Genomic DNA, 18,279 nt, shown 5'->3' on the forward strand with positions numbered 1-18,279 from the left:
TCGCCTGTATATCCCTGACCAGCCCCAGCACGTAATCCTGCGGGTGCGCCGAGAATGCCAGGTACTCGCCGACGATCAGTCCGCGAAGCGTCATGAAAACCCATGTCGTCCATGCAAACGCGCCTACGTTGCCTGACAGAAAACAGACACCATGACAGAACCAACCCGAGACAACGAGATCCTGCGCTACTTCGAGGCGGAGATGCGCTATCTGCGCGAAGCCGGCAAGGAGTTCGCCGCCGCGTTTCCCGATCGCGCGCGCGAACTCGATCTTGACCGCGTGGGTGAACGCGATCCGCATGTCGAGCGACTCTTCGAGGGCTTTGCCTTCCTGATGGGACGCCTGCGCCACAAGCTCGACGACGAACTGCCGGAGTTGACCGAAGGCTTGGTCAGCATGCTGTGGCCGCACTACCTGCGCATGATCCCTTCGCTATCCATTCTCGAACTCATCCCGGAGAAGGGCGCGCTGCAAAAGCATGAAACGCTCGAGCCGGGTCTGGAGGCAACGTCCGATCCGGTTGGCGAAGGTGACGCGGCGATCGAGTGTGTCTACCGCACCACGCAGGGCGTCGATCTCTATCCACTGGCCCTGACAGAAGCAGGCGCTTACGCTCGCGAGGATGGTCGCTCCGTGATCCGGCTGCGGCTTGCCTTCCAGTCACAGATTGAGCGCGAGCGTTTGCAGGTGCCGCGCCTGCGCCTGTACCTGAACGCGGATCGTCCCGTCGCACTTGCCCTGTATGCCGCACTCACCGCGAAGCCCGTTGCGATGCAGATACGTGTGCCGGGTTGGCCCGAAGACCGGCCGGGCGCACCGGTAGACATGCCAGGACTGCGTCTTGCACCCGCGGGCTTCGCGGCGGAGGAACGCCTCTGGCCAAAGGCCGACAACGCCTTTGGCGGCTACCAGTTACTGCTGGAATATTTCACGTTCCCTGAGAAGTTCATGTTCGTCGACCTGCTCGGGCTCGACGTTCAGGCGATTCCCGCATCGGCGACGTCGCTCGATGTCGAGATCGTGCTCGAGCGTCCTTACCCGGACGACATGCGTTTCAGTGCGGAGAACATTCGCCTGTACTGCACGCCGGTTATCAACCTGTTTTCGGTCGGGGCCGATCCTCTCAATGTCACACAGCACGAAACCGAATACCGGGTTCGCGCGCTGAAGGGTCTTGGCACACTCGTCGATATCTATTCGGTCGATGGGGTGGAGTATTTCGAGCGCGGATGCCGATACGAATATGTGCCTTTCGCTGCATTCAAGCATCGCGGCGGCATGCTGCGCCACGACATGCCGGAGCGGTATTACCACACCCGCATGAAGCGCGGTCCGTCCGGACGGTTCGATACGTGGATCGTGCTCGGCGGCCATGCGTGGGACCAGGCGAATTCATTGCCTGCGGAGACGCTGACGTTGTCGGTGACGGGCACGAACGGCATGCTGCCGCGTCGGGCGCTGCGCGAAGCAGGCATCACGCGCATGCGCGGCGGTTTCACCAACATCGGCGCAGTGCGCAACCTCACGGCGCCAACGCTTCCCGTGTACCCGCCCACCGGCGAGCGGTTCCAGTGGCGCGTCCTGTCCCACCTGGCGCCGAACTACCTGTCGCTGCTGGATGCGGAGATCCTGCGCGGCTCGCTGGCGCTCTACGACTGGACCGACGGGGAGCTCAACGGACGGCGCATCAACGCCATTACCGACGTGCGGCACCGGCCGCTCAGCAAGCTCGTCAAGGGCGGGCTGATGCGCGGCGTCGAGATCACGGTAACGCTGGATGCGGGTCGCTTCGCCGGCGATGGCGATCTGGAACTCTTCGGCAGCATGCTCAACCGGTTTATCGGTCTGTACGCGACACTGAATCTCTATACGAAACTGGTGATCGTGGCGCAGCCCACAGGCCGACGCATCGAGTGGCCCGAAACGAAAGGCGAGGGGGCACCGTTTTGAACGCGCGCACGATACCAGCGAGCGAGGCGCCGTTGCTGCCGGCCATCCTCGCGCACGCGCCGCGGATGAACTTCATTCGTTTCTGCGAACTGCTCGAGCTGGCCGCGCCGGATGCACCACCCCTTGGAACCACTGACACGCCGGCGACGGAGCCGATCCGGTTTCGCTCGCGAGCGCAGCTGGGCTTTCCTGGGCGTGAGATCGATTCGGTCCGGCACGACGTTGACAAGCCTGCAGCGCCACCATCGGTCGTGACCACGTTCCTCGGCTTCTATGGCGTGGACGCGCGCATGCCCGCGTACTTCGTTGACGAGGTGGCGCAGAACCGCGACGGAGCTGAGCGTCTTTCAGCGTTTCTCGACCTGTTCCACCACCGCGTCATTACGCAGTATTACCGCGTGGCGCGCAAGTATCGCTATCCGGTCGGCTTCCGGCGTGATGGCACGGACCCCGTGTCGCGCTATCTGCTCAGCTTCGCCGGCTTCGGATTCAGTACGCCGTCGCGCGTCGCCGCGTCTGTGCCCGCGCTGCCTGCGGCCGCGCAGGAACACGTGCCGTCCGACACGCGTCATCGTCTTGCGGAAATCGCAGACAAACGTCGGCTGCTTTCGATGCTTGGTCTCGCCATGCAGAAAACCCGTACGGCGGAGGGTCTCGCCGGCGTGCTGCGACATGCGGTTGGCGACGCCTCCATCACCGTCGAGGAATTCCACCCGGTCTGGCGTGAAGTCGACGACATCGAGCCTGCTGCCCTCGGTGAGCAATGTCTGCTTGGCCGCGGCTTCTACGACCGTGTAAACGTAGTGCGGGTGGTGATTACTCCGGCTTCGCGCGAAGCCGTGCTGTCCCTCGTACCGGGACAGTCTTCCCACCGAGAGGTCATGGCGTTGCTGCGGTTCTACCTCGGCTACGAGAGCGAAGCGGATCTAGAAATGCACGTACGGGCCGATCTCATGCCGCCGCCCACACTCGCGCCGCGCCAGACGAACCTCGGCTTTACGGCGCAGCTTGAAACATCGTCTGGCCCAGTAGCCGAAACGGCAGCGCACGTCACACGTGTGCAACTAGGCCGCTGGAGTGGAGCGAGGGGCGAAAACACATGAAGAACAGCACAGGAAACAGGGGTGTCCGGGAATGGAAGCAAACATGAAACGCGCGGCATACCGCGCAGGTCTGGTGATCGCCATGCTGTCGGCGGCTGCTATAGCCGGATGTGGCGTGGCGCAGTCGGTCGGCGATGCGACCGTGAGCGCTGCGAAATGGGCCTTCACGACCCAGGTCAAGACGATGAACGTGGACCTGGCAGGTCGCAGCTCGCTCAATGCTGACGTCCAGGGGCAATCGCTCTCGACCGTGGTGAGGTTCTACCAGCTCAAGGACACGAAGACATTCGCACAGCTGAGCTATGCGCAGCTCCAGTCGGATGATCTGAACCTGCTCAAGGCCGATCTGCTGGCCACAAAGGACGTCGTGCTGCGTCCCGGTGCAAGTACCAGTCTTGCCGAACCGATGAATGCGGATGCACAGGTGGTGGGCGTCGTCGCATTTTTCCGTGAGCCGGCACAGGACAAGGCTTGGAAGCTTGCGATTCCGAAGACGCAGTGGAAGAAGACGGATCCCGTAAAGATCGAGGTCAACGGCAACACGCTGGTGCTGGTTGACTCGAGTACGCCGCCCGCCTCGCACGACGCGCCCCAGCAGGCAGTACCGGCAAGCCCGGTCTCTGGGGCGCAGTCCGGTGCCCACAGTAAGAGTTGATCGATATCAATGCGTATGTCGGGCACAGGGGCTCGCATCTTCGACAATAGATGCTTACGTCAACCCTGATGCGCCTGGTAGCCAAATCACCCCGTAGATAGAAGCGACACGACTGTGGACAACAAGAAAGCGCACGACACTGCTTACGAGATGGCCGCCGGCTTCTGGCGTCGAACCGCTGCATTTGCAATTGACTCCCTTTTGTTCGGGCTCGTCGGGTTGCTTGTGATCGCGGTGGGATTTCGATGGCTCGCAAGCATCGGAGGGTGGGGAAAACTCATCGGCTTTGTGATTAGCTCGTTGTACTTTGTGCTGCTTGAAGGCTGCAACAATCCTGGGCAGTCTCCTGGCAAGAGGGTGATGAAGATCAAGGTGGTGAGACTTTCACCTGAAGGATTTTCAGAGTTGACGCCCGCGCAGACTTGGATACGCTATGCCGTTCTTGGTGTTCCCTACGTTCTGGGTGGTCTGAGCTTCATCGACATCGCCGCGCTGCGCAGTCCGGCGGTATCGTGGCTCGTGCTCGCCAATACACTTCTCATGAACGTTTGGCTAATGGTCATTGCCTATCTACTGGTCTTCAATCGCCCCTGGCGCCGCTCGCTGCATGACCTTGTTCTCAGCACGACAGTGGTACGCGTCGAAGCGAACGCAGCCGGTCCAGGATCAGTGCGTGGCATACACTGGGTTGCAATGAGTGTCATCGGGGGAATGATCGCGGCGGGGGGCATCGCCTTCTACCACCGGGGTAGCACCGTCCAGTGGACGATCGAGACCATTCCCGGAATCAGGCAAGCCGAGGTGACAATCGCCCACCCTGTAGACAGAAAGTCCGAGAGTTCAAGCACGGTAATCGCAGCAGTAGTTGGCACACTTATTCTGCCATCCCATCGTGCTGCGCTTTCTGTAGCCCGCGCTGCGCTCAACGCTTCACCTGGCCTCACCGATGAGGCTGCGATCATCGTGATCATACAGCGCGGCGCGGATCTCGGCATCGCGAGATGGCGAACCCAGTTCGTCGAAAGTCACTCAGGTAGCGAGTGGGCGCAGCAGATCCGTGCGAGCATTTCGGAATAGGTCAGGCAGCATCGCAACGACTAGCTCTTTGCTGTAGATGTTCCTGCTCGCGGCAACAAAGAAATTTGTTGAAAAGCGCTTGTCAGTGCGCAACTAGACGCCTGTCAGTGTAAAAAAAGACGTATTTCACTTCGTTTTTTGGGATAACAAATTGAATAAACTGCTTTTACTAGGCACGTCCATCAGTTTGATTTCGCTGCTTTCGGCGTGTTCGGGCCTGAACCGCAGCCATGAGATCGAACTCAACCAGGCCACCGGCATCGAGGTTACGCAGGGCGAGAACGGCGTACTGGTGCGCCTACCCGAGAAGGTCCTGTTTGACTTTGACCAGTCGACGCTCCGCGCCGATTCCGCGCCAGCACTTGCGCGCGCAGCCGTGCTGCTCAAACGCAGCGACAAGCCGGTGGTTGTCGAGGGGCATACGGATAACGTCGGCACGCACGAGTACAACATGCAGTTATCCCACGCGCGTGCCACAACGGTTGCAGATGCGCTAGAGACGCGCGGCATTGCGCCGACACGCATCACGACAAAGGGTTTTGCCTTTGATCGACCGGTCGCGAACAATGACACGCCAGAAGGGCAGGCGCGCAATCGTCGCACCGAAATCGTAATCGTAGGTGAGTCGGAAGATCGCATCCTTGGCAGGTGACTGTTCAGGTGAGCCAAAGCGTGAGGAGCACGTGAAGAAGCGGCGGTCAGAAAATCGAGAAGGCGAACTGAACATTACAGACGGAGTTGCGAACGTGGTCACCACAGCGATTCTCGAGAAGATGCAGCCGGACGTTTGCTACGCGATTCCGGATCTCATAGACCTCGGTGGTCGTCGTGCACCCACTCTGCATGCGACCACGGTTGGTGGATCAACTGGAGCAGCCACTGATTCCGAGTTCTCGCAATGCGGCCGCGATGACTGCGCTTCGTGATAGCACTAGCTGTCTGACTTTCAGGGAGATGGGGTGAATCAGGAGATGGACCCGGGTATGAAAACGGAGAAGCAGGTCAAACTACATGTGAGCATCCGCACGCGCGACACGATCGGTGAATACTTCCGGTTGCTGTGGTTCCTGCGTCACATTCTGGGTGGCCTCTCGACTGTCTTCGTCGCATTGTCAGCCTTGATGTACTGCGCAGGCGGTGTCATTCATGCTGACACGCATCGTATTGCCTCGCCAGGCGAGGTGGTCTACTTTTGCGCCGTCACGGCGCTCACCATCGGGTACGGGGATATTGTTGCCACGACTGCTACCGGGCGGGCAGTTGCCATTGCGCTCGGGTTGCTTGGCGTGCTGGTTACAGGAATCACGACTGCAGCCGGCGTTCATGCGATACAGGGGGGCGCCCAGCGGATCGGCCTGCGTGCGCATGATGAGCGCGACGGATAGCGGTCTGCGTTGCGTGGCGGTTAGTCCATTCCACTTACCGGTACCTAATCGGGTCCGAACATATTTGACGTGCCTTGCAGAACAAGCTTTGCTCGCACGAACCTGTGTGTGGTTCTCTGCAAACTCCGTCAAGGGCTCGTTGGGAACGAAGACGGCGATGAACGAAAGCTTCATGTAGATCGTCAACTATCTTGGCCGGTCGATCCGTCGCGCGTGCCGCGCTGGCGCAAGCATCTGGGAGAGGCCGGCGTCGAAGAACGACTGGCCGAGACGAGCGAAGTAACCAAACGCATCACCGCGAGCGAAAACGTGCCCGTCAGCGTCGTGACTTGCCAGTGATGGCGGTGGCGCGGGCTCAGTCAGAAATGGCTTTCACCTTCCGCGAAGCCACGTCTATTCGCTGGCACTTCTTTTCTTCCAGCCATTGCAACGACTTCTCGACGACGTCGGCCGGTACCTCATCGAATGGCGTGTTACGGATCAGACTCTCGCTTGCGGCGATATCGTTGAACTCCCCCAGCATCTTCTGCACGGACGTCAGTTCCTTGATGGTGCGACCGTGCTCGCCCTTGATAACCGGCTGAAAAAACTCGAGCAGATACCGCAGCTTCTTCCCGGCCTTGCGCACGTCATGCAGATTTTCTTCATGGCCAACCTCGCTTCGCGCGGCGCGCCTGCTGCGCTTTCGAAGCGTGCGCTGCGCCATACGGACACGCTTCCTCGCGAACGCACTTATCGGAAGGTCATCGCAACACGACTGCAGTGTGGTTTGCGCGTGAAGCACGGCGTCGTTCAGAAATGCCTCTATGGCGTCGCTGTTAATCATGGCCTGGCTATGCGCCACCGCCTGTGCGCGCTTTTCGCGTGCCGCAGCCACGAGCAATTCGATGGACGCATCCGACTTCTGCGCACACATCAGGAGATCGCCTGCGATGTCCCAGTCACGCGTTCCGCCCGCCACGGCGGCCAGCCGCTTGAATTCTTCGCTCGCTTGCGCGGTGGCTTCCTCGCCGAGCCAGGGCGAATAGGCCCAATACAACGCACGAAGTTTTCTGAAGGCCACGCGAAGTTGATGAAACTCTTCGGGATTGACTTCTGTCGATAGTGCTTTCGCCCTTTGCACTGCCTCGATGACCACTGGCATGGCCAATGACGAGAAGGTGCTGGCGATAGAGGTCTTTCTGGTGAGTGATGCAGCGGAGCGCCGCCGATCGGTTCTGAAGCGAATGCGCGGACGCGGCAAGGGCCAGTCACCGTCCATATCCATTGCAGCCTCGAGTCTGACAAAAATATGTTGGCCCAAACCATACCACAAGGATTGGTGGCAATCCGATGTTTATGACGATTTGATGAAGCGTGCAAATTATGACAACTTGACGGCAATTGCGTCATCAGATGGTTGAACTTCTGATTTTCTGTATTACGATGCTTAGCTACGTCAGGCGTTGCTGTTCGGATGCATCGAGAGGCGCCTCCCGGGAACCAAGTGGGAGTTCGAGTTGAAGAAACGGGCCACCGTGATCTGTCGTAGAGGCAAGCGGATTCTCCTGGTAGCACGCAGTCAGTCGAAGTGGGTACTACCGGGCGGCATGTTGAAGCGCGGCGAGCAACTTACGGAAGCCGCGCTACGAGAACTCAGAGAGGAGACCCGGCTTGCCGGAAAGGCAGCCAGGTATCTGTTCGACATTCGTGGCAAGCAGAAACACCACCATGTGTTCTCCTGCGAAATACCCAGGCAGGCAAAGGCCAGGCCTTGCAACGAAATATCCAGATGTCGATGGGTCCACCTCGACGACATTCCGCGCCTGATCACCAGTGGCCCCACGAACGATATTCTGCGGTTGATTAACCAGCGGCGCAGAAAGTAACGCCACAGCCTTCGTGGCGAGGGATTGAACGCCCAGGGCGTTCAATCCAGGTCCATCACCAACGCTTCGCGCGCATCACGCGTTTTCGTCGCCTTTGGCGGGACGGCCCGTCTTTACGGTTTCAAGCGCTGCGATCGCAGCCAGCAACCGCTTTTGCGGGGCCGATTCCAGCAACTGAAGTCCGGCGCGCAGAATTTCACTCTTTTTCACGGCAACGCCGGCGTCGAGGCACTTGCGCTTGAGGAGTGCGATGCGCTGATAGTCCGTCTTGGGCATCGTGAAACTGTCGCGCACGACTTTATCTTTCTTCACGCTATCTTTTTTCACGCGCTTGGCCTTGACCTTTTCGGCAGCAGCAGGAGCCGGTGCCTCTGCTGCGGTGCTGGCGGGCGCCGCCGCTTTTGATGCGGGCTTCTTTCGGCTGGCCTTGGCTGTCTGCACAGCCTCAACCGGCTTTGCTGCTTCGCTTTGCTCTTCCGCAGTTGCTGAGGACTTCGGGAAGTGGAACGCCTTTTTTGTGGGCTTGCGCGTGGTTGCTACAGTCATGTCGATCTCCCGTCTGAAAACTGTATAAATAGTATATACGGTTTAGGTCGACACACCACACGTGCCGCCGCCTTCATTCGAACGAGTTCAGCGGCTCCTGACTAACACCTTCTCTGAATGATCACGTCAGCATCCATAAGGCCGTTTTTGCGAACGATTCCAGTGTCACCCAATCGTCACATTGCGAACGTAACGTCCAGCGCATCAATAACGATTTTAAGGAGTACGGCATGAGACTCAGTCGATTTGCGATTGTCATTCTCGCGTTGGGCGCAGGCATCGCCCAGGCTGCGGATATCACCGGCGCGGGCAGCACCTTCGCGGCGCCGATCTACACGAAATGGGCAGACGCCTATCAGAAGTCGGGTGGCGGGAAGGTCAACTACCAGGGCATCGGCTCGTCGGGCGGGATCAAGCAGATTCAGGCGAAGACCGTCGACTTCGCGGGCTCGGACGCTCCGCTGAAGGACGACCAGCTGGCCAAGGACGGTCTGTTCCAGTTCCCGACGGTGGTTGGCGGCGTCGTTCCCGCGATTAACGTGCCGGGTATCAAGGCCGGCGAAATCACGCTGTCGGGCCCGGTGCTCGGCGACATCTACCTCGGCAAGATCAAGAAGTGGAACGACCCGGCCATCGTCGCCCTGAACCCGAAGGTCAAGCTGCCTGACCTCGACATCGCCGTGGTCCGCCGCGCCGATGGTTCGGGCACCAGCTTCATCTGGACGAACTACCTCTCGAAGGTCAGCCCCGACTGGAAGAGCAAGGTCGGCGAAGGCACGACGGTGAACTGGCCGACGGGTACGGGCGGCAAGGGCAACGACGGCGTCGCGGCTTTCGTGCAGCGTCTGCCGGGCGCAATCGGCTACGTCGAGTGGGCGTACGCCAAGCAAAACCACATGGTGTACGCCGCCATGAAGAACGAAGCGGGTGCAGTCGTTCAACCGAGCACCGAAACGTTCAAGGCAGCGGCTGCCGGCGCGGACTGGAAGAAGTCGTTCTACCAAATCCTCACGAACGAGCCGGGCAAGGACGCATGGCCGGTGGTCGGCGCGACTTTCGTGCTGCTGCATACGGCACAGGACAAGCCGGACCAGGGCAAGGAAACGCTCAAGTTCTTCGACTGGGCCTTCAAGAACGGCTCCGCGGCTGCTGACAGCCTCGACTACATCTCGCTGCCGGAGTCGGTCGTCGCCGAAATCAAGTCGCAGTGGAAGGAAAAGGTCAAGGACGCGAGCGGCAAGCCGGTCGCGCCGTAACCTGAAGTGGAAAGCAGGCGTGCGAGTCTCGCGCGCCTGCTTTCAGGCACTCAGAGCGTTTAGGGTTTCCCCCGCCTAATGCGCGTCTTTGCGCAAACTCCGCAGATTTTCACGCACGCGCCGCGCGACCAGTACGTTCAGGTAATCCATGATGCGCGCGCCGTCGCTGAATGCAGTCCAGGTTTCTTCGTACATCCTGGTAACGGTCTCCATGGGGGCATCGGTCTCGGCTGCAATCGCCTTTACGAGTTCTTCTGCGGCGTGCTGGATCATCAATGCCTCCATGCGTATAGAGGGTGGGCGCGGGAAGGTCATTAAACTTCATCGGGCTCCCGGCGCGCCAATACATTTAGCCTATCTTCCGCGGCGTTTTGTTCGATGCGAATTCGTCGGTGTACAGCCTGTCAATTTCATTCGCCGGCAGGGGCGATCTCCAGGCGGTAACCCACACCGTAAATCGAGCGGATCATATCCTGCTCGGGTCGGATCGACTGGATTTTGCGCCGCAGGTTCTTGACGTGCGAGTCGATCGTTCGGTCGGCTACCACGCGGTGATCGTCGTATAGCGCGCGCAGAAGAAAGTCGCGTGCGTAGATGCGGCCTGGGCCCGAATGCAGGAGCGCGAGCAAACGAAACTCGATGGGCGTGAGGTGCAGATCCTTGCCGTCGAGGCGCGCGGCGTGTTGCGCAACATCGATCGTAAACGGCGACGGCACCGCGCCCTCTACTTCATGATGGGCCCGCGCAAGCAGTTCGGCGCGGCGCAGGATCGCCTTGACACGCGCGACGACTTCACGCGGACTGAATGGTTTGCACACGTAGTCGTCGGCACCCAGTTCGAGCCCGAGCAAGCGGTCGATTTCGTCCACGCGCGCCGTGATGATCATCACGGGAATGGCCGAGAACGTGCGAAGTTCGCGGCACACGTCGAGACCGCTGCGTCCCGGCAGCATCAGGTCGAGCAGCACCATCGACGGCCGATGTTCGCGCAAGTAGGGCACGACCTCCCGGCCGTCCGAAAGGATCGTCGTGGCGAAATCGTCCTTCGCGAGGTAGTCGGCGAGCAGGGCCGCGAGCTTGGGCTCGTCTTCGACGATCAATATGGAAGGCCGTGCAGTCGGATCGATCATGACGTGTGTAGGCGAGGAAGTTGAACGAGGATCCGCAGTCCGCCGAGCGGGGAGCGCGATGCCTCGATGGTGCCGCCGTGTTGCTCCACGATGTGCTTGCACAATGCGAGTCCGAGACCCGCACCGCCGCTTTGACGGCTGCGCGATGGATCGACGCGGAAGAATCGATCGAACAGATGCGGCAGCAGCGGCGCGGGAACTGGCGGAAACGAGTCTTGAACATCGACGTAGATGTCGTGTTCGTTCGACGTGACTGAGAGCTGCACGCGGCCGCCCGCATTGGTATAGCGCAGCGCGTTTTCCAGCAGATTTTTCCAGAGTTGCGTGAGGCGATAGGGGTCGCCCGAGAGTGTGGCGTGAGCGTCGTCGGGATCGAACTCCAGCGTGATCTGTTTGGCAGCGAGGCGTTCGCGAAATACGTCACATGCGGCTTCGACGATCGGCACGAGGTCGAGCGGCACCTTTTCGAACGAGAGCTGGCCGATGTCCGCGAGCGAGAGTTCGTAAAGGTCGTCGATCAACTGGCTAAGCATAGCTACTTCGGACTGCAGAGAAGCGATGGTCCCCGCGTCGGGCCGACGCACGCCGTCCTCGATCGCCTCGAGTTCGCCGCGCAGCACCGAGAGCGGCGTGCGCAGCTCGTGCGATATATCGGCGATAAAGTCGCGCCGGTCGCTTTCGGCTTTTTCGAGCGACGCCGCGAGCCGGTTGAAATCGCTCGCGAGCATCTGCAATTCGTCGCTGCCTTTGGCCGGCACACGCGTGGCGTAGTCACCGCCCGCGAGGCGATGCGTGGCCGTGACAATCCGCTTGATCGGCGTGAGCAGGGTGCGCGCGAGGATGATCGACATGGCGGCGGAGAGCAGTGCCGTAAAGCCCACGATGATCCACGTCGCCTGCATCTGGCGGTCCTTGAAGCGCTGCTCCGCCCGATTGATGAGCGAGGCGGGTCCCGCTACCGCGATCCAGCCAACCGTTTGCCCCTTGACGCGCAGCGGATGGCGAATGGCGTCGGGCGGCGGGGGCGGCCCCGCGCTCGTGACGATCTTCATGTCCGCGTCGTAAAGCGTGTAGGGCGGCCGAAACGGCCGCGAGTGCCCGGCAGGGCTGGCGCCGAAGGGGCCGCCCTTGCCGCCGTCGTCGTGGAAGCCGTCCGGCGCGTCGGGCGGACGCGCGCCGCCCGGCGGCTCGCCTGGCGGCGGGCCGCCATCGAACGGCGGCCGCTCTTGCGTGTGCTCGCGAACGAAATCCCAATTGCCATGCAGAGCGTACGAGGCTTCCAGCTCCTGCTCGAGCGCCGCCAGTTCGCTCGCGCCTTGCTCCTGCAGAAAATCCACGAAGCCAAATTCGAAACTCGTCCGGATCGCGACGCCCATGGCCACGGCGGCGAGCACGCAAGCCGAAAGAATCGCGAGGAAGAGTTTGGAAGTAACGCTGACTTTCATTAAGGGTTCAGCAGGAAGCGATCAATGGGAGGGCGCATTTGCGTGCGTATATATTCGGCACTATTTTCGCCTGAAGCGTACCGTAAGGTGTACGTGGCCCGTCCGAATCCACATTTTCTCCAGATTTCCCTTCTTTTTCCTGCACCGTTGTTCCGTATCATCCGCTGCAGATCGAAGCGCACCACGCGTTCGTGCGCGGGATCGGGATGGAATGAGTGCATGACAGAGGAAGGGACAGATCGATGGACATTCACGTGCTGCTTGTCGAACCCGATCAGGCGTATCGGGACGACCTGCGTACCTATTTGCAGCGTCAGCAGATTGCGGTGTCGGTGCTGTACGGCGTCGAACGGCTGGAGCAGCGCCTCGCGCGAGAAACGCCTTCGCTCATCATCCTGCGGCACGATGCGTTCAAGATCGACGGCATTGCAACGCTACGCACGCTGCGCGAACGAGGGTGGCTTACGCCCGCGATTATCGTGAGCCAGTCCGCCGACGTGGCCGACAAGGTGCTCGCGTTTGAATTCGGCGCCAACGACTATATGGTCGATCCGTTCGACCCTCGCGAGTTGCTCGCGCGCCTGCATCATGCTTTGCGTTGCAAGATCGATTATCCCGCGTCGCCGCGCAGGGAGACGAAGTACGTCTTCGACGGCTTCGAACTCGACGCCATCGACAATCAACTGTTCAGGGACGGTCTCAAGATTCCCGCACCACCGCTCGTGCTTGCCGTGCTCGCGGTGTTCGCCGCGAACCGCCTGCGGCCGCTTTCGCGTGAGCGCATTGTGAGCATGATTGATCGCAATTCGTCGCTTCATGCGCGCAGCGTCGACGTTGTCGTCTTTCGTCTGCGCAAGCTGCTTGGCCTGTCGCCCTGCGGGCGTCAGTACATTCAAACGCGTTACAGGGATGGTTATGTCTTTTGCCCCGACGACGCGCTTGTGGATCTCGACCACGCCGCTGCCCGCGGCTGAAAAAAACCCGGCGTTTGCGCCGGGTATGCAAAGGGTTGAAGGTAAAGCACCCTTCATCGGCGGTCGAGGCTTTCCGCGCAATGTCAGGTGAGTTCAGCGTAGCAGGTAACGTCGTATTCAAGAACTCCAGACCCATTGCTATTTCTTAACGTGTAATCGGTCTCGTAACCTTCGAGCGCGTTCACGTGGCGTGGGAGAAATCTGCAGAAAGATCACGTAACCCGAAGACCGCGCCACGGTGGCACCATGCGTGTCCATAGCCGAACCTCGATCAGACACGTAACCGATGCGACAAGCCGACCGCGTGAGTCACGCTCAGCACGACAATCCTGCCGCGGGTCCCTGCGTTGCGCACGCGAAAGCACGCACCGCGGCGTTTGTCATGTCGCCGGCGCTAGGGGACTCGCTGAATCTGCTGGTCATCGCACACAACCTCGTGCGAGCGGGCTGGCAGGTGGAAGTATTCGGAGACCACGCATGGTCGCTTGCGCGCTGGTTTCCGCATCTGTCGATGAACCCGGCGCTGCGCGACGAAGAAGCACCCGATCGGCTGGCGGAATTCGGCGTCGTGCTGCAGATGCACCGGGACCGCCCGTTGAAGAGCCTGCGTGAATGGCATCCGGGCTTCGTCGATCTGCACGATGTCGAGTACGCTGACGACGGCCGCTGCATGGCGCACCGCTTCGCGGCGTTCGCAGCGGATCACTTCGGATTGCAAACCGTTGAGATATCGAACGGCATCCGCGCGCCACAGGAGTTTCAGCACCGCCGTTACGCTCGACGCGTTGCGGTGCACCCGGAAGCCAGCACGGCTGACAAGCGCTGGCTGGCGCGCCGCTTCATTGGTCTGGCTCGGCGTTTAAGCGGGGAAGGCTTCGCGCCTGAGTTCGTCGTTGCCGACAGCGAGCGCGTACGCTGGCTGCCGCTTGCCAGCGCGACGCCGCCGTTGTGCTCGTTTCGCGAAACGGCCGATCTTGCGGCGTGGCTCTACGAATCGGGCTGGTTCATCGGCAACGACTCGGGCCTGGGTCATCTCGCTTCGGCGCTCGGCATTCCGACGCTAACCGTGTTCCGCCGGCGACGCGTCGCGCAACGCTGGCGCCCGGGATTTCAGTGCGGTGAGATCGTGCTGCCGCCATGGTGGGTGCTGAGCGCCGGACTCAAGGAAAGGTGGTGGCGCGAAAGCATTTCGGTGCGGCGCGTGCAGCGTGCCTTTCGGCTATTGCGGGAACGCATCGCATCGATGGCCTGAAGTTGTGCTCGCGATAGCGCATGTCCGTTATCGCGATCATTGTCAAATTGACATTTAGCGTTACTAATTATTATGAAATTTCAGATTCAAGGCAGTGTCGCCATTGCGTTGCCGCCGCCGATTGGCGACAGCCTCATCGGGCTCGTCCTCGTCAACAACCTCATTCGAAACGGCTACCGTCCGATCGTGTTTGGCTGGGTAGCGGAACAGCTCTCGGACTGGTTTCCCCATATGACGGTCGGGTATCAGGCTGCGTACGCCGGCGCCTTCGACACGGTGATCGAACTGCGTCCGACCGAGTTCGGGCCGTTGCTGAGCCGCACCGGCAAGACTTTCTGCCTGGCCGAACTACACGAATATGGCGGCGGCAAGCACATGGTCGACCGCATTGTCGATATTGCCGCGAATGTCTTCGCGTTGCGCGATGTGACCGATTCGAACGGCCTCGTCGTGCCGCCCGGCGTGCAGCGCCGCCGTTACGCGAATCGCGTCGTGATTCACCCGACCGGCAGCCACCGGGAAAAAATGTGGAGCCGCGAGAGTTTTCTCGCGCTCGCCAACGAACTCGAGCGCGCTCACTTGCGTCCGGGCTTTCTCGTTGCGCCCGGTGAATTCGCCGCCTGGCGCGACAGCACGGTGCAAGGGCACGAGGTTCATTCACTGCCGCGGCTCGAAGACGTGGCGACCTGGATTGCCGAGTCCGCGTGGTTCATCGGCAACGACTCGGGTCTGGGCCATCTCGCTTCGTCGATCGGCGTGCCCACGCTCACGCTTTTCATGCGGCGCGGCCTCGCGCGTACGTGGCGCCCGCGTTGGGGGCCCGGTCACGTCGTATTGCCGCCCAATGTCATTCCGTTCGGCAATCTCAAAGAGCTTCTATGGACGAAGCTGCTCAGTGTCAGTCGCGTGATGGCGCATTTTCAGGCGCTGCAGTCGCGCTCGTGAGTGCCGGGCATACAAATCGGTCCAGTTCCAAATATTGGATCGGCCAACTTTAGAGGAGCGGACGCCATGAAACTCGGCGTTTCCTGCAATGTCATGAAGCATAGCGGCGGAATGGAGCGTTACGCGAGAGATCTTGCGCGTGGCATTGCCGAGCGCGGCTTTCGTCCCGCCTATTTTGCGCGCAGCCTCGACCATGCGCTGCCAGAGTATTCGATGGTCGAGCCGCATCGTATCAACGTGTCGTTTCTGCCGGGCAAACTGCGCGACGCCTGGTTCTCCTGGCGGTTGCGCAGCGCGAAGCGTGTCGCAGCCGTGGACGTGATGATCGGCTGCAACCGTGTCGACAGTTCGGATATCGCCGTTTGCGGCGGTACCCATCGCGGGTTCCTTCGCGCAATAGAACGCAGGCCTAAGTTTTATGACCGTTGGCAGATCGCGCTGGAAGAACGCCTGTATGCCAATGCGGCGATCATTCTCGCGCATTCACCCTTGATGCGCGATGAACTGATCGAACTGTACGGAATTGACGACGCCAAGGTGTGCGTTCTGCGTCCGCCGGTCGACACGGCGCGTTTCACGCCCGTCGATGTGGCCGCGCGCGCGGCGCTACGCAAGCGGCTTGGCTTTCAGGACAATGAGTGCGTTTTGCTCTTTCCTTCGAGCAGTCATGTGCGCAAGGGACTCCCGCTTATTGAAGCCGCCGTGCGAGACATGAAGGAAAGTGTCGTCGTCGCGGTAGCGGGCCGCCCAGTCAGTCGTCTCTCGCCGCGCGTGCGTTACATCGGTTTTCAGCGAGAAATTGAGGACTGCTATCGTGCGGCCGACTTCACTATCCTGGCTTCCGATTACGAGCCCTTCGGCTTGGTGGGTATCGAATCGGTCATGTGCGGCACGCCGGTGATCATTCCGTCGTCGATGGGTTGCTGCGACGTGATAGCGACGCGTGCGAAGCACGTGTTCGAGCGCGGCGACGTGCGATCGCTGCGCGAGGCGATCAGAAGCGCCATCGGCAGCCGGTTTGTCGCGAATGGTCGGCCTAAGCGAGAGAAACACAACGAAAACGGAGAAGCCGTGCTCTACGACGCCAGCGTGGCCGGGCACATCGACTCGCTCCTTTCGCTAGCCAGCCTGATTCATGCAGGCTGGACCAACCCGTCTGCATCTTCCGCGCGGCGCAACGCCATCGAGGTCGGCGTTCTGGCTGAAGAAGCCGCTCACGTTTAAAGCTAGCTCGACCTTTCAATTTCGTCAGCGTTGGCGCAGCCTCGGCCCACACTGGCGCCCTCATGAAAACCCTGGTGAACGGACGCATTTTGACCGATTGACATATGACGTCTCACCTAATACCTTGACGACTAAGCCGACTCGATGACGGCGGTCGCCGCAGGCCTCGCGCTTCTCGCGCGGGTCAGCGCACGTCCTGGTCATCGGGAGCTAGCGAGCCGATTTTGTCTGGCAAAAGCGGTTCGATCGAATAGTTCTCCCTGACCACAACACGTTGAGGTATCCCATGAAAGTACCGTTTGCATACAAGCGCGCGGCGCTCGCCGTTTTCGCGGCGGCTGGCGCCGCGTCGTTCAGCGCAGTTGCCTTTGCGGGCGACGTCGTGATCGGTTTTGCCGCGCCGCTGACCGGCGGGTCGGCGCACTACGGCATCGACCTGAAGCGCGGCGCGGAACTGGCGCTCGACGACGTGAACGCGCAGAAGCTCGTCATTGGCGGCCAGCCCGTGCATTTCGTCCTCGATGCGGAAGACGACCAGGCCGATCCGCGCGTGGGCTCGCAGGTGGCGCAGAAGATGGTGGATGCGAAGGTGGCGGGCGTGGTCGGGCACTTCAATTCGGGCACGACGATTCCGGCTTCGCGCATCTACAACACGGCGGGCATTCCGATGGTCTCGCCCACCGCGACCAACCCCACGTTGACCTCGCAGGGTTTCGGCAACGTCTTTCGCGTGGTGAACTCCGACGCGCAGATGGGGCAACTGGCGGGCCACTCGGCGGTGGAGGCGCTCAAGGGCAAGAGCATTGCCGTGATCGACGATCGCACGGCGTTTGGCCAGGGCATGTCCGACGAGTTCGTCAAAGGCGTGACTCAGGCGGGCGGAAAGGTCGTGGACCGTGAATTCGCCACGGACAAGGCCGTCGACTTCAAGGCGCAGCTCACCCGTATGAAATCGTTCAATCCCGACGTGGTGTTCTGGGGCGGACTTGATCAGCAGGCCGGCATGCTGGTCAAGCAGATGCGCCAGCTGGGCATGCGCGCGACGCTGCTTGGCGGCGGCAGCTTTGAGAACGAAACCTTCCTGAGTGTCGCTGGCGAGAGCGCAAACGGCGCGGTGTCCTGGGACTACGGCGTGCCGCTGTCAAAAATGAAGCAAGGCAAGGACTTCGACAACAAGATGAAGGCGAAGTACGGCGAAGGCGTCGTGGCCTATGCTCCCGCGGCGTATGACGCCGCGTGGGTTCTCGTCAATGCGATGAAGAAGGCGAACTCGACCGACCCGAAGGTCTACGGCCCGTTCATCAAGTCGGTCGCGTTCACTGGCATTTCGGGCAACATTGCATTCATGCCGAACGGCGACATGAAAGACCCGGCTGCGACGTTCTACAAGGTGATTGACGGGAAATGGGTACCCCAGGCTGTTGCGTACGGCGAAAAGGTTTCGGCACTGCAGAACTGATTTGACAGC

At 60.7% G+C, this 18,279-nt stretch carries 18 protein-coding genes and 1 pseudogene; 14 read left to right on the plus strand and 5 right to left on the minus strand.

The features are described 5' to 3' along the window. Positions 1–151: 151 nt before the first annotated feature. The 7 genes from tssF to VSR72_RS00890 all read left to right on the plus strand — a co-directional run bounded on the left by tssF (position 152) and on the right by VSR72_RS00890 (position 6,510). Entirely contained in the window at positions 152–1,951 is a 1,800-nt protein-coding gene (gene tssF / locus VSR72_RS00860; RefSeq protein ID WP_342950518.1) for a type VI secretion system baseplate subunit TssF, read from the plus strand. A 65-nt stretch (positions 1,952–2,016) separates the two neighbouring features. Then, on the plus strand, positions 2,017–3,054 hold the full coding sequence (gene tssG, locus VSR72_RS00865; protein ID WP_342950519.1) for a type VI secretion system baseplate subunit TssG: 1,038 nt from the start codon (positions 2,017–2,019) through the stop codon (positions 3,052–3,054). Positions 3,055–3,097: 43 nt separating this feature from the next. Continuing rightward, positions 3,098–3,709 (plus strand): type VI secretion system lipoprotein TssJ, encoded by a 612-nt coding sequence (tssJ, locus tag VSR72_RS00870; protein ID WP_342950982.1) that lies wholly within the window; start codon positions 3,098–3,100, stop codon positions 3,707–3,709. Positions 3,710–3,823: 114 nt separating this feature from the next. Continuing rightward, positions 3,824–4,786 (plus strand): RDD family protein, encoded by a 963-nt coding sequence (locus VSR72_RS00875; protein ID WP_342950520.1) that lies wholly within the window; start codon positions 3,824–3,826, stop codon positions 4,784–4,786. A gap of 151 nt (positions 4,787–4,937) precedes the next feature. Beyond that, a complete protein-coding gene (locus tag VSR72_RS00880; RefSeq protein WP_342950521.1) occupies positions 4,938–5,438 on the plus strand; it encodes an OmpA family protein in 501 nt (166 codons plus the stop codon). 331 nt (positions 5,439–5,769) lie between these two features. Next, the gene (locus VSR72_RS00885; RefSeq protein ID WP_342950522.1) at positions 5,770–6,171 is read left to right on the plus strand and encodes a potassium channel family protein; all 402 of its coding nucleotides are present in this window, start codon (positions 5,770–5,772) and stop codon (positions 6,169–6,171) included. 108 nt (positions 6,172–6,279) lie between these two features. Next, positions 6,280–6,510 (plus strand): hypothetical protein, encoded by a 231-nt coding sequence (locus tag VSR72_RS00890; RefSeq protein WP_342951013.1) that lies wholly within the window; start codon positions 6,280–6,282, stop codon positions 6,508–6,510. Between the two features lie 16 nt (positions 6,511–6,526). On the opposite strand, the gene VSR72_RS00895 is transcribed toward VSR72_RS00890, so the two are convergent. Beyond that, complete coding sequence (locus VSR72_RS00895; RefSeq protein WP_342950523.1) at positions 6,527–7,438, minus strand: CHAD domain-containing protein; 912 nt, start codon at positions 7,436–7,438, stop codon at positions 6,527–6,529. A 232-nt stretch (positions 7,439–7,670) separates the two neighbouring features. Between VSR72_RS00895 and VSR72_RS00900 the strand changes: the two genes are divergently transcribed. After that, the gene (locus tag VSR72_RS00900; protein ID WP_342950524.1) at positions 7,671–8,039 is read left to right on the plus strand and encodes an NUDIX domain-containing protein; all 369 of its coding nucleotides are present in this window, start codon (positions 7,671–7,673) and stop codon (positions 8,037–8,039) included. Between the two features lie 75 nt (positions 8,040–8,114). Here VSR72_RS00900 and VSR72_RS00905 read toward each other — a convergent pair whose 3' ends face one another. Next, entirely contained in the window at positions 8,115–8,585 is a 471-nt protein-coding gene (locus VSR72_RS00905) for a hypothetical protein (protein ID WP_342950525.1), read from the minus strand. A gap of 230 nt (positions 8,586–8,815) precedes the next feature. Between VSR72_RS00905 and pstS the strand changes: the two genes are divergently transcribed. Continuing rightward, positions 8,816–9,841 carry a phosphate ABC transporter substrate-binding protein PstS gene (gene pstS, locus VSR72_RS00910; RefSeq protein ID WP_342950526.1) on the plus strand — a complete coding sequence of 342 codons (1,026 nt, stop codon included), beginning with the start codon at positions 8,816–8,818 and terminating at the stop codon, positions 9,839–9,841. A 75-nt stretch (positions 9,842–9,916) separates the two neighbouring features. On the opposite strand, the gene VSR72_RS00915 is transcribed toward pstS, so the two are convergent. From VSR72_RS00915 to VSR72_RS00925, 3 genes are all read right to left on the minus strand, one after another. Continuing rightward, entirely contained in the window at positions 9,917–10,114 is a 198-nt protein-coding gene (locus tag VSR72_RS00915) for a DUF3562 domain-containing protein (RefSeq protein ID WP_342950527.1), read from the minus strand. 137 nt (positions 10,115–10,251) lie between these two features. Beyond that, positions 10,252–10,971 (minus strand): response regulator, encoded by a 720-nt coding sequence (locus VSR72_RS00920; protein ID WP_342950528.1) that lies wholly within the window; start codon positions 10,969–10,971, stop codon positions 10,252–10,254. Continuing rightward, positions 10,968–12,416, minus strand: a complete 1,449-nt coding sequence (locus VSR72_RS00925) for an ATP-binding protein (protein ID WP_342950529.1) — start codon at positions 12,414–12,416, stop codon at positions 10,968–10,970. Before VSR72_RS00925 ends, VSR72_RS00920 begins: the two co-directional genes overlap by 4 nt. A 242-nt stretch (positions 12,417–12,658) precedes the next feature. Between VSR72_RS00925 and VSR72_RS00930 the strand changes: the two genes are divergently transcribed. From VSR72_RS00930 to VSR72_RS00950, 5 genes and pseudogenes are all read left to right on the plus strand, one after another. Beyond that, a complete protein-coding gene (locus VSR72_RS00930; RefSeq protein WP_342950530.1) occupies positions 12,659–13,390 on the plus strand; it encodes a response regulator transcription factor in 732 nt (243 codons plus the stop codon). Between the two features lie 286 nt (positions 13,391–13,676). Next, on the plus strand, positions 13,677–14,642 hold the full coding sequence (locus VSR72_RS00935; RefSeq protein ID WP_342950531.1) for a glycosyltransferase family 9 protein: 966 nt from the start codon (positions 13,677–13,679) through the stop codon (positions 14,640–14,642). 72 nt (positions 14,643–14,714) lie between these two features. Further along, on the plus strand, positions 14,715–15,587 hold the full coding sequence (locus VSR72_RS00940; protein WP_342950532.1) for a glycosyltransferase family 9 protein: 873 nt from the start codon (positions 14,715–14,717) through the stop codon (positions 15,585–15,587). A gap of 66 nt (positions 15,588–15,653) precedes the next feature. Next, positions 15,654–16,715 (plus strand): annotated as a pseudogene (locus tag VSR72_RS00945) (glycosyltransferase family 4 protein); the annotation flags it as partial. A 382-nt stretch (positions 16,716–17,097) separates the two neighbouring features. Continuing rightward, positions 17,098–18,270, plus strand: coding sequence for a branched-chain amino acid ABC transporter substrate-binding protein (locus VSR72_RS00950; protein ID WP_342950533.1), 1,173 nt, complete (start codon positions 17,098–17,100; stop codon positions 18,268–18,270). The last annotated feature ends 9 nt before the right edge of the window (positions 18,271–18,279 follow it).

Source organism: Paraburkholderia sp. JHI869 (genome assembly GCF_038900775.1).
Lineage (GTDB): Bacteria > Pseudomonadota > Gammaproteobacteria > Burkholderiales > Burkholderiaceae > Paraburkholderia.

Coding starts and splice junctions, on each gene's coding strand:
- tssF (WP_342950518.1), top strand. CDS start 152: ATGACAGAACCAACCCGAGACAACGAGATCCTGCGCTACTTCGAGGCG.
- VSR72_RS00885 (WP_342950522.1), top strand. CDS start 5,770: ATGAAAACGGAGAAGCAGGTCAAACTACATGTGAGCATCCGCACGCGC.
- VSR72_RS00905 (WP_342950525.1), bottom strand. CDS start 8,585: ATGACTGTAGCAACCACGCGCAAGCCCACAAAAAAGGCGTTCCACTTC.
- VSR72_RS00930 (WP_342950530.1), top strand. CDS start 12,659: ATGGACATTCACGTGCTGCTTGTCGAACCCGATCAGGCGTATCGGGAC.
- pstS (WP_342950526.1), top strand. CDS start 8,816: ATGAGACTCAGTCGATTTGCGATTGTCATTCTCGCGTTGGGCGCAGGC.
- VSR72_RS00940 (WP_342950532.1), top strand. CDS start 14,715: ATGAAATTTCAGATTCAAGGCAGTGTCGCCATTGCGTTGCCGCCGCCG.
- tssJ (WP_342950982.1), top strand. CDS start 3,098: ATGAAACGCGCGGCATACCGCGCAGGTCTGGTGATCGCCATGCTGTCG.
- tssG (WP_342950519.1), top strand. CDS start 2,017: ATGAACTTCATTCGTTTCTGCGAACTGCTCGAGCTGGCCGCGCCGGAT.
- VSR72_RS00920 (WP_342950528.1), bottom strand. CDS start 10,971: ATGATCGATCCGACTGCACGGCCTTCCATATTGATCGTCGAAGACGAG.
- VSR72_RS00925 (WP_342950529.1), bottom strand. CDS start 12,416: ATGAAAGTCAGCGTTACTTCCAAACTCTTCCTCGCGATTCTTTCGGCT.
- VSR72_RS00895 (WP_342950523.1), bottom strand. CDS start 7,438: ATGGATATGGACGGTGACTGGCCCTTGCCGCGTCCGCGCATTCGCTTC.
- VSR72_RS00950 (WP_342950533.1), top strand. CDS start 17,098: ATGAAAGTACCGTTTGCATACAAGCGCGCGGCGCTCGCCGTTTTCGCG.
- VSR72_RS00935 (WP_342950531.1), top strand. CDS start 13,677: ATGCGACAAGCCGACCGCGTGAGTCACGCTCAGCACGACAATCCTGCC.
- VSR72_RS00915 (WP_342950527.1), bottom strand. CDS start 10,114: ATGATCCAGCACGCCGCAGAAGAACTCGTAAAGGCGATTGCAGCCGAG.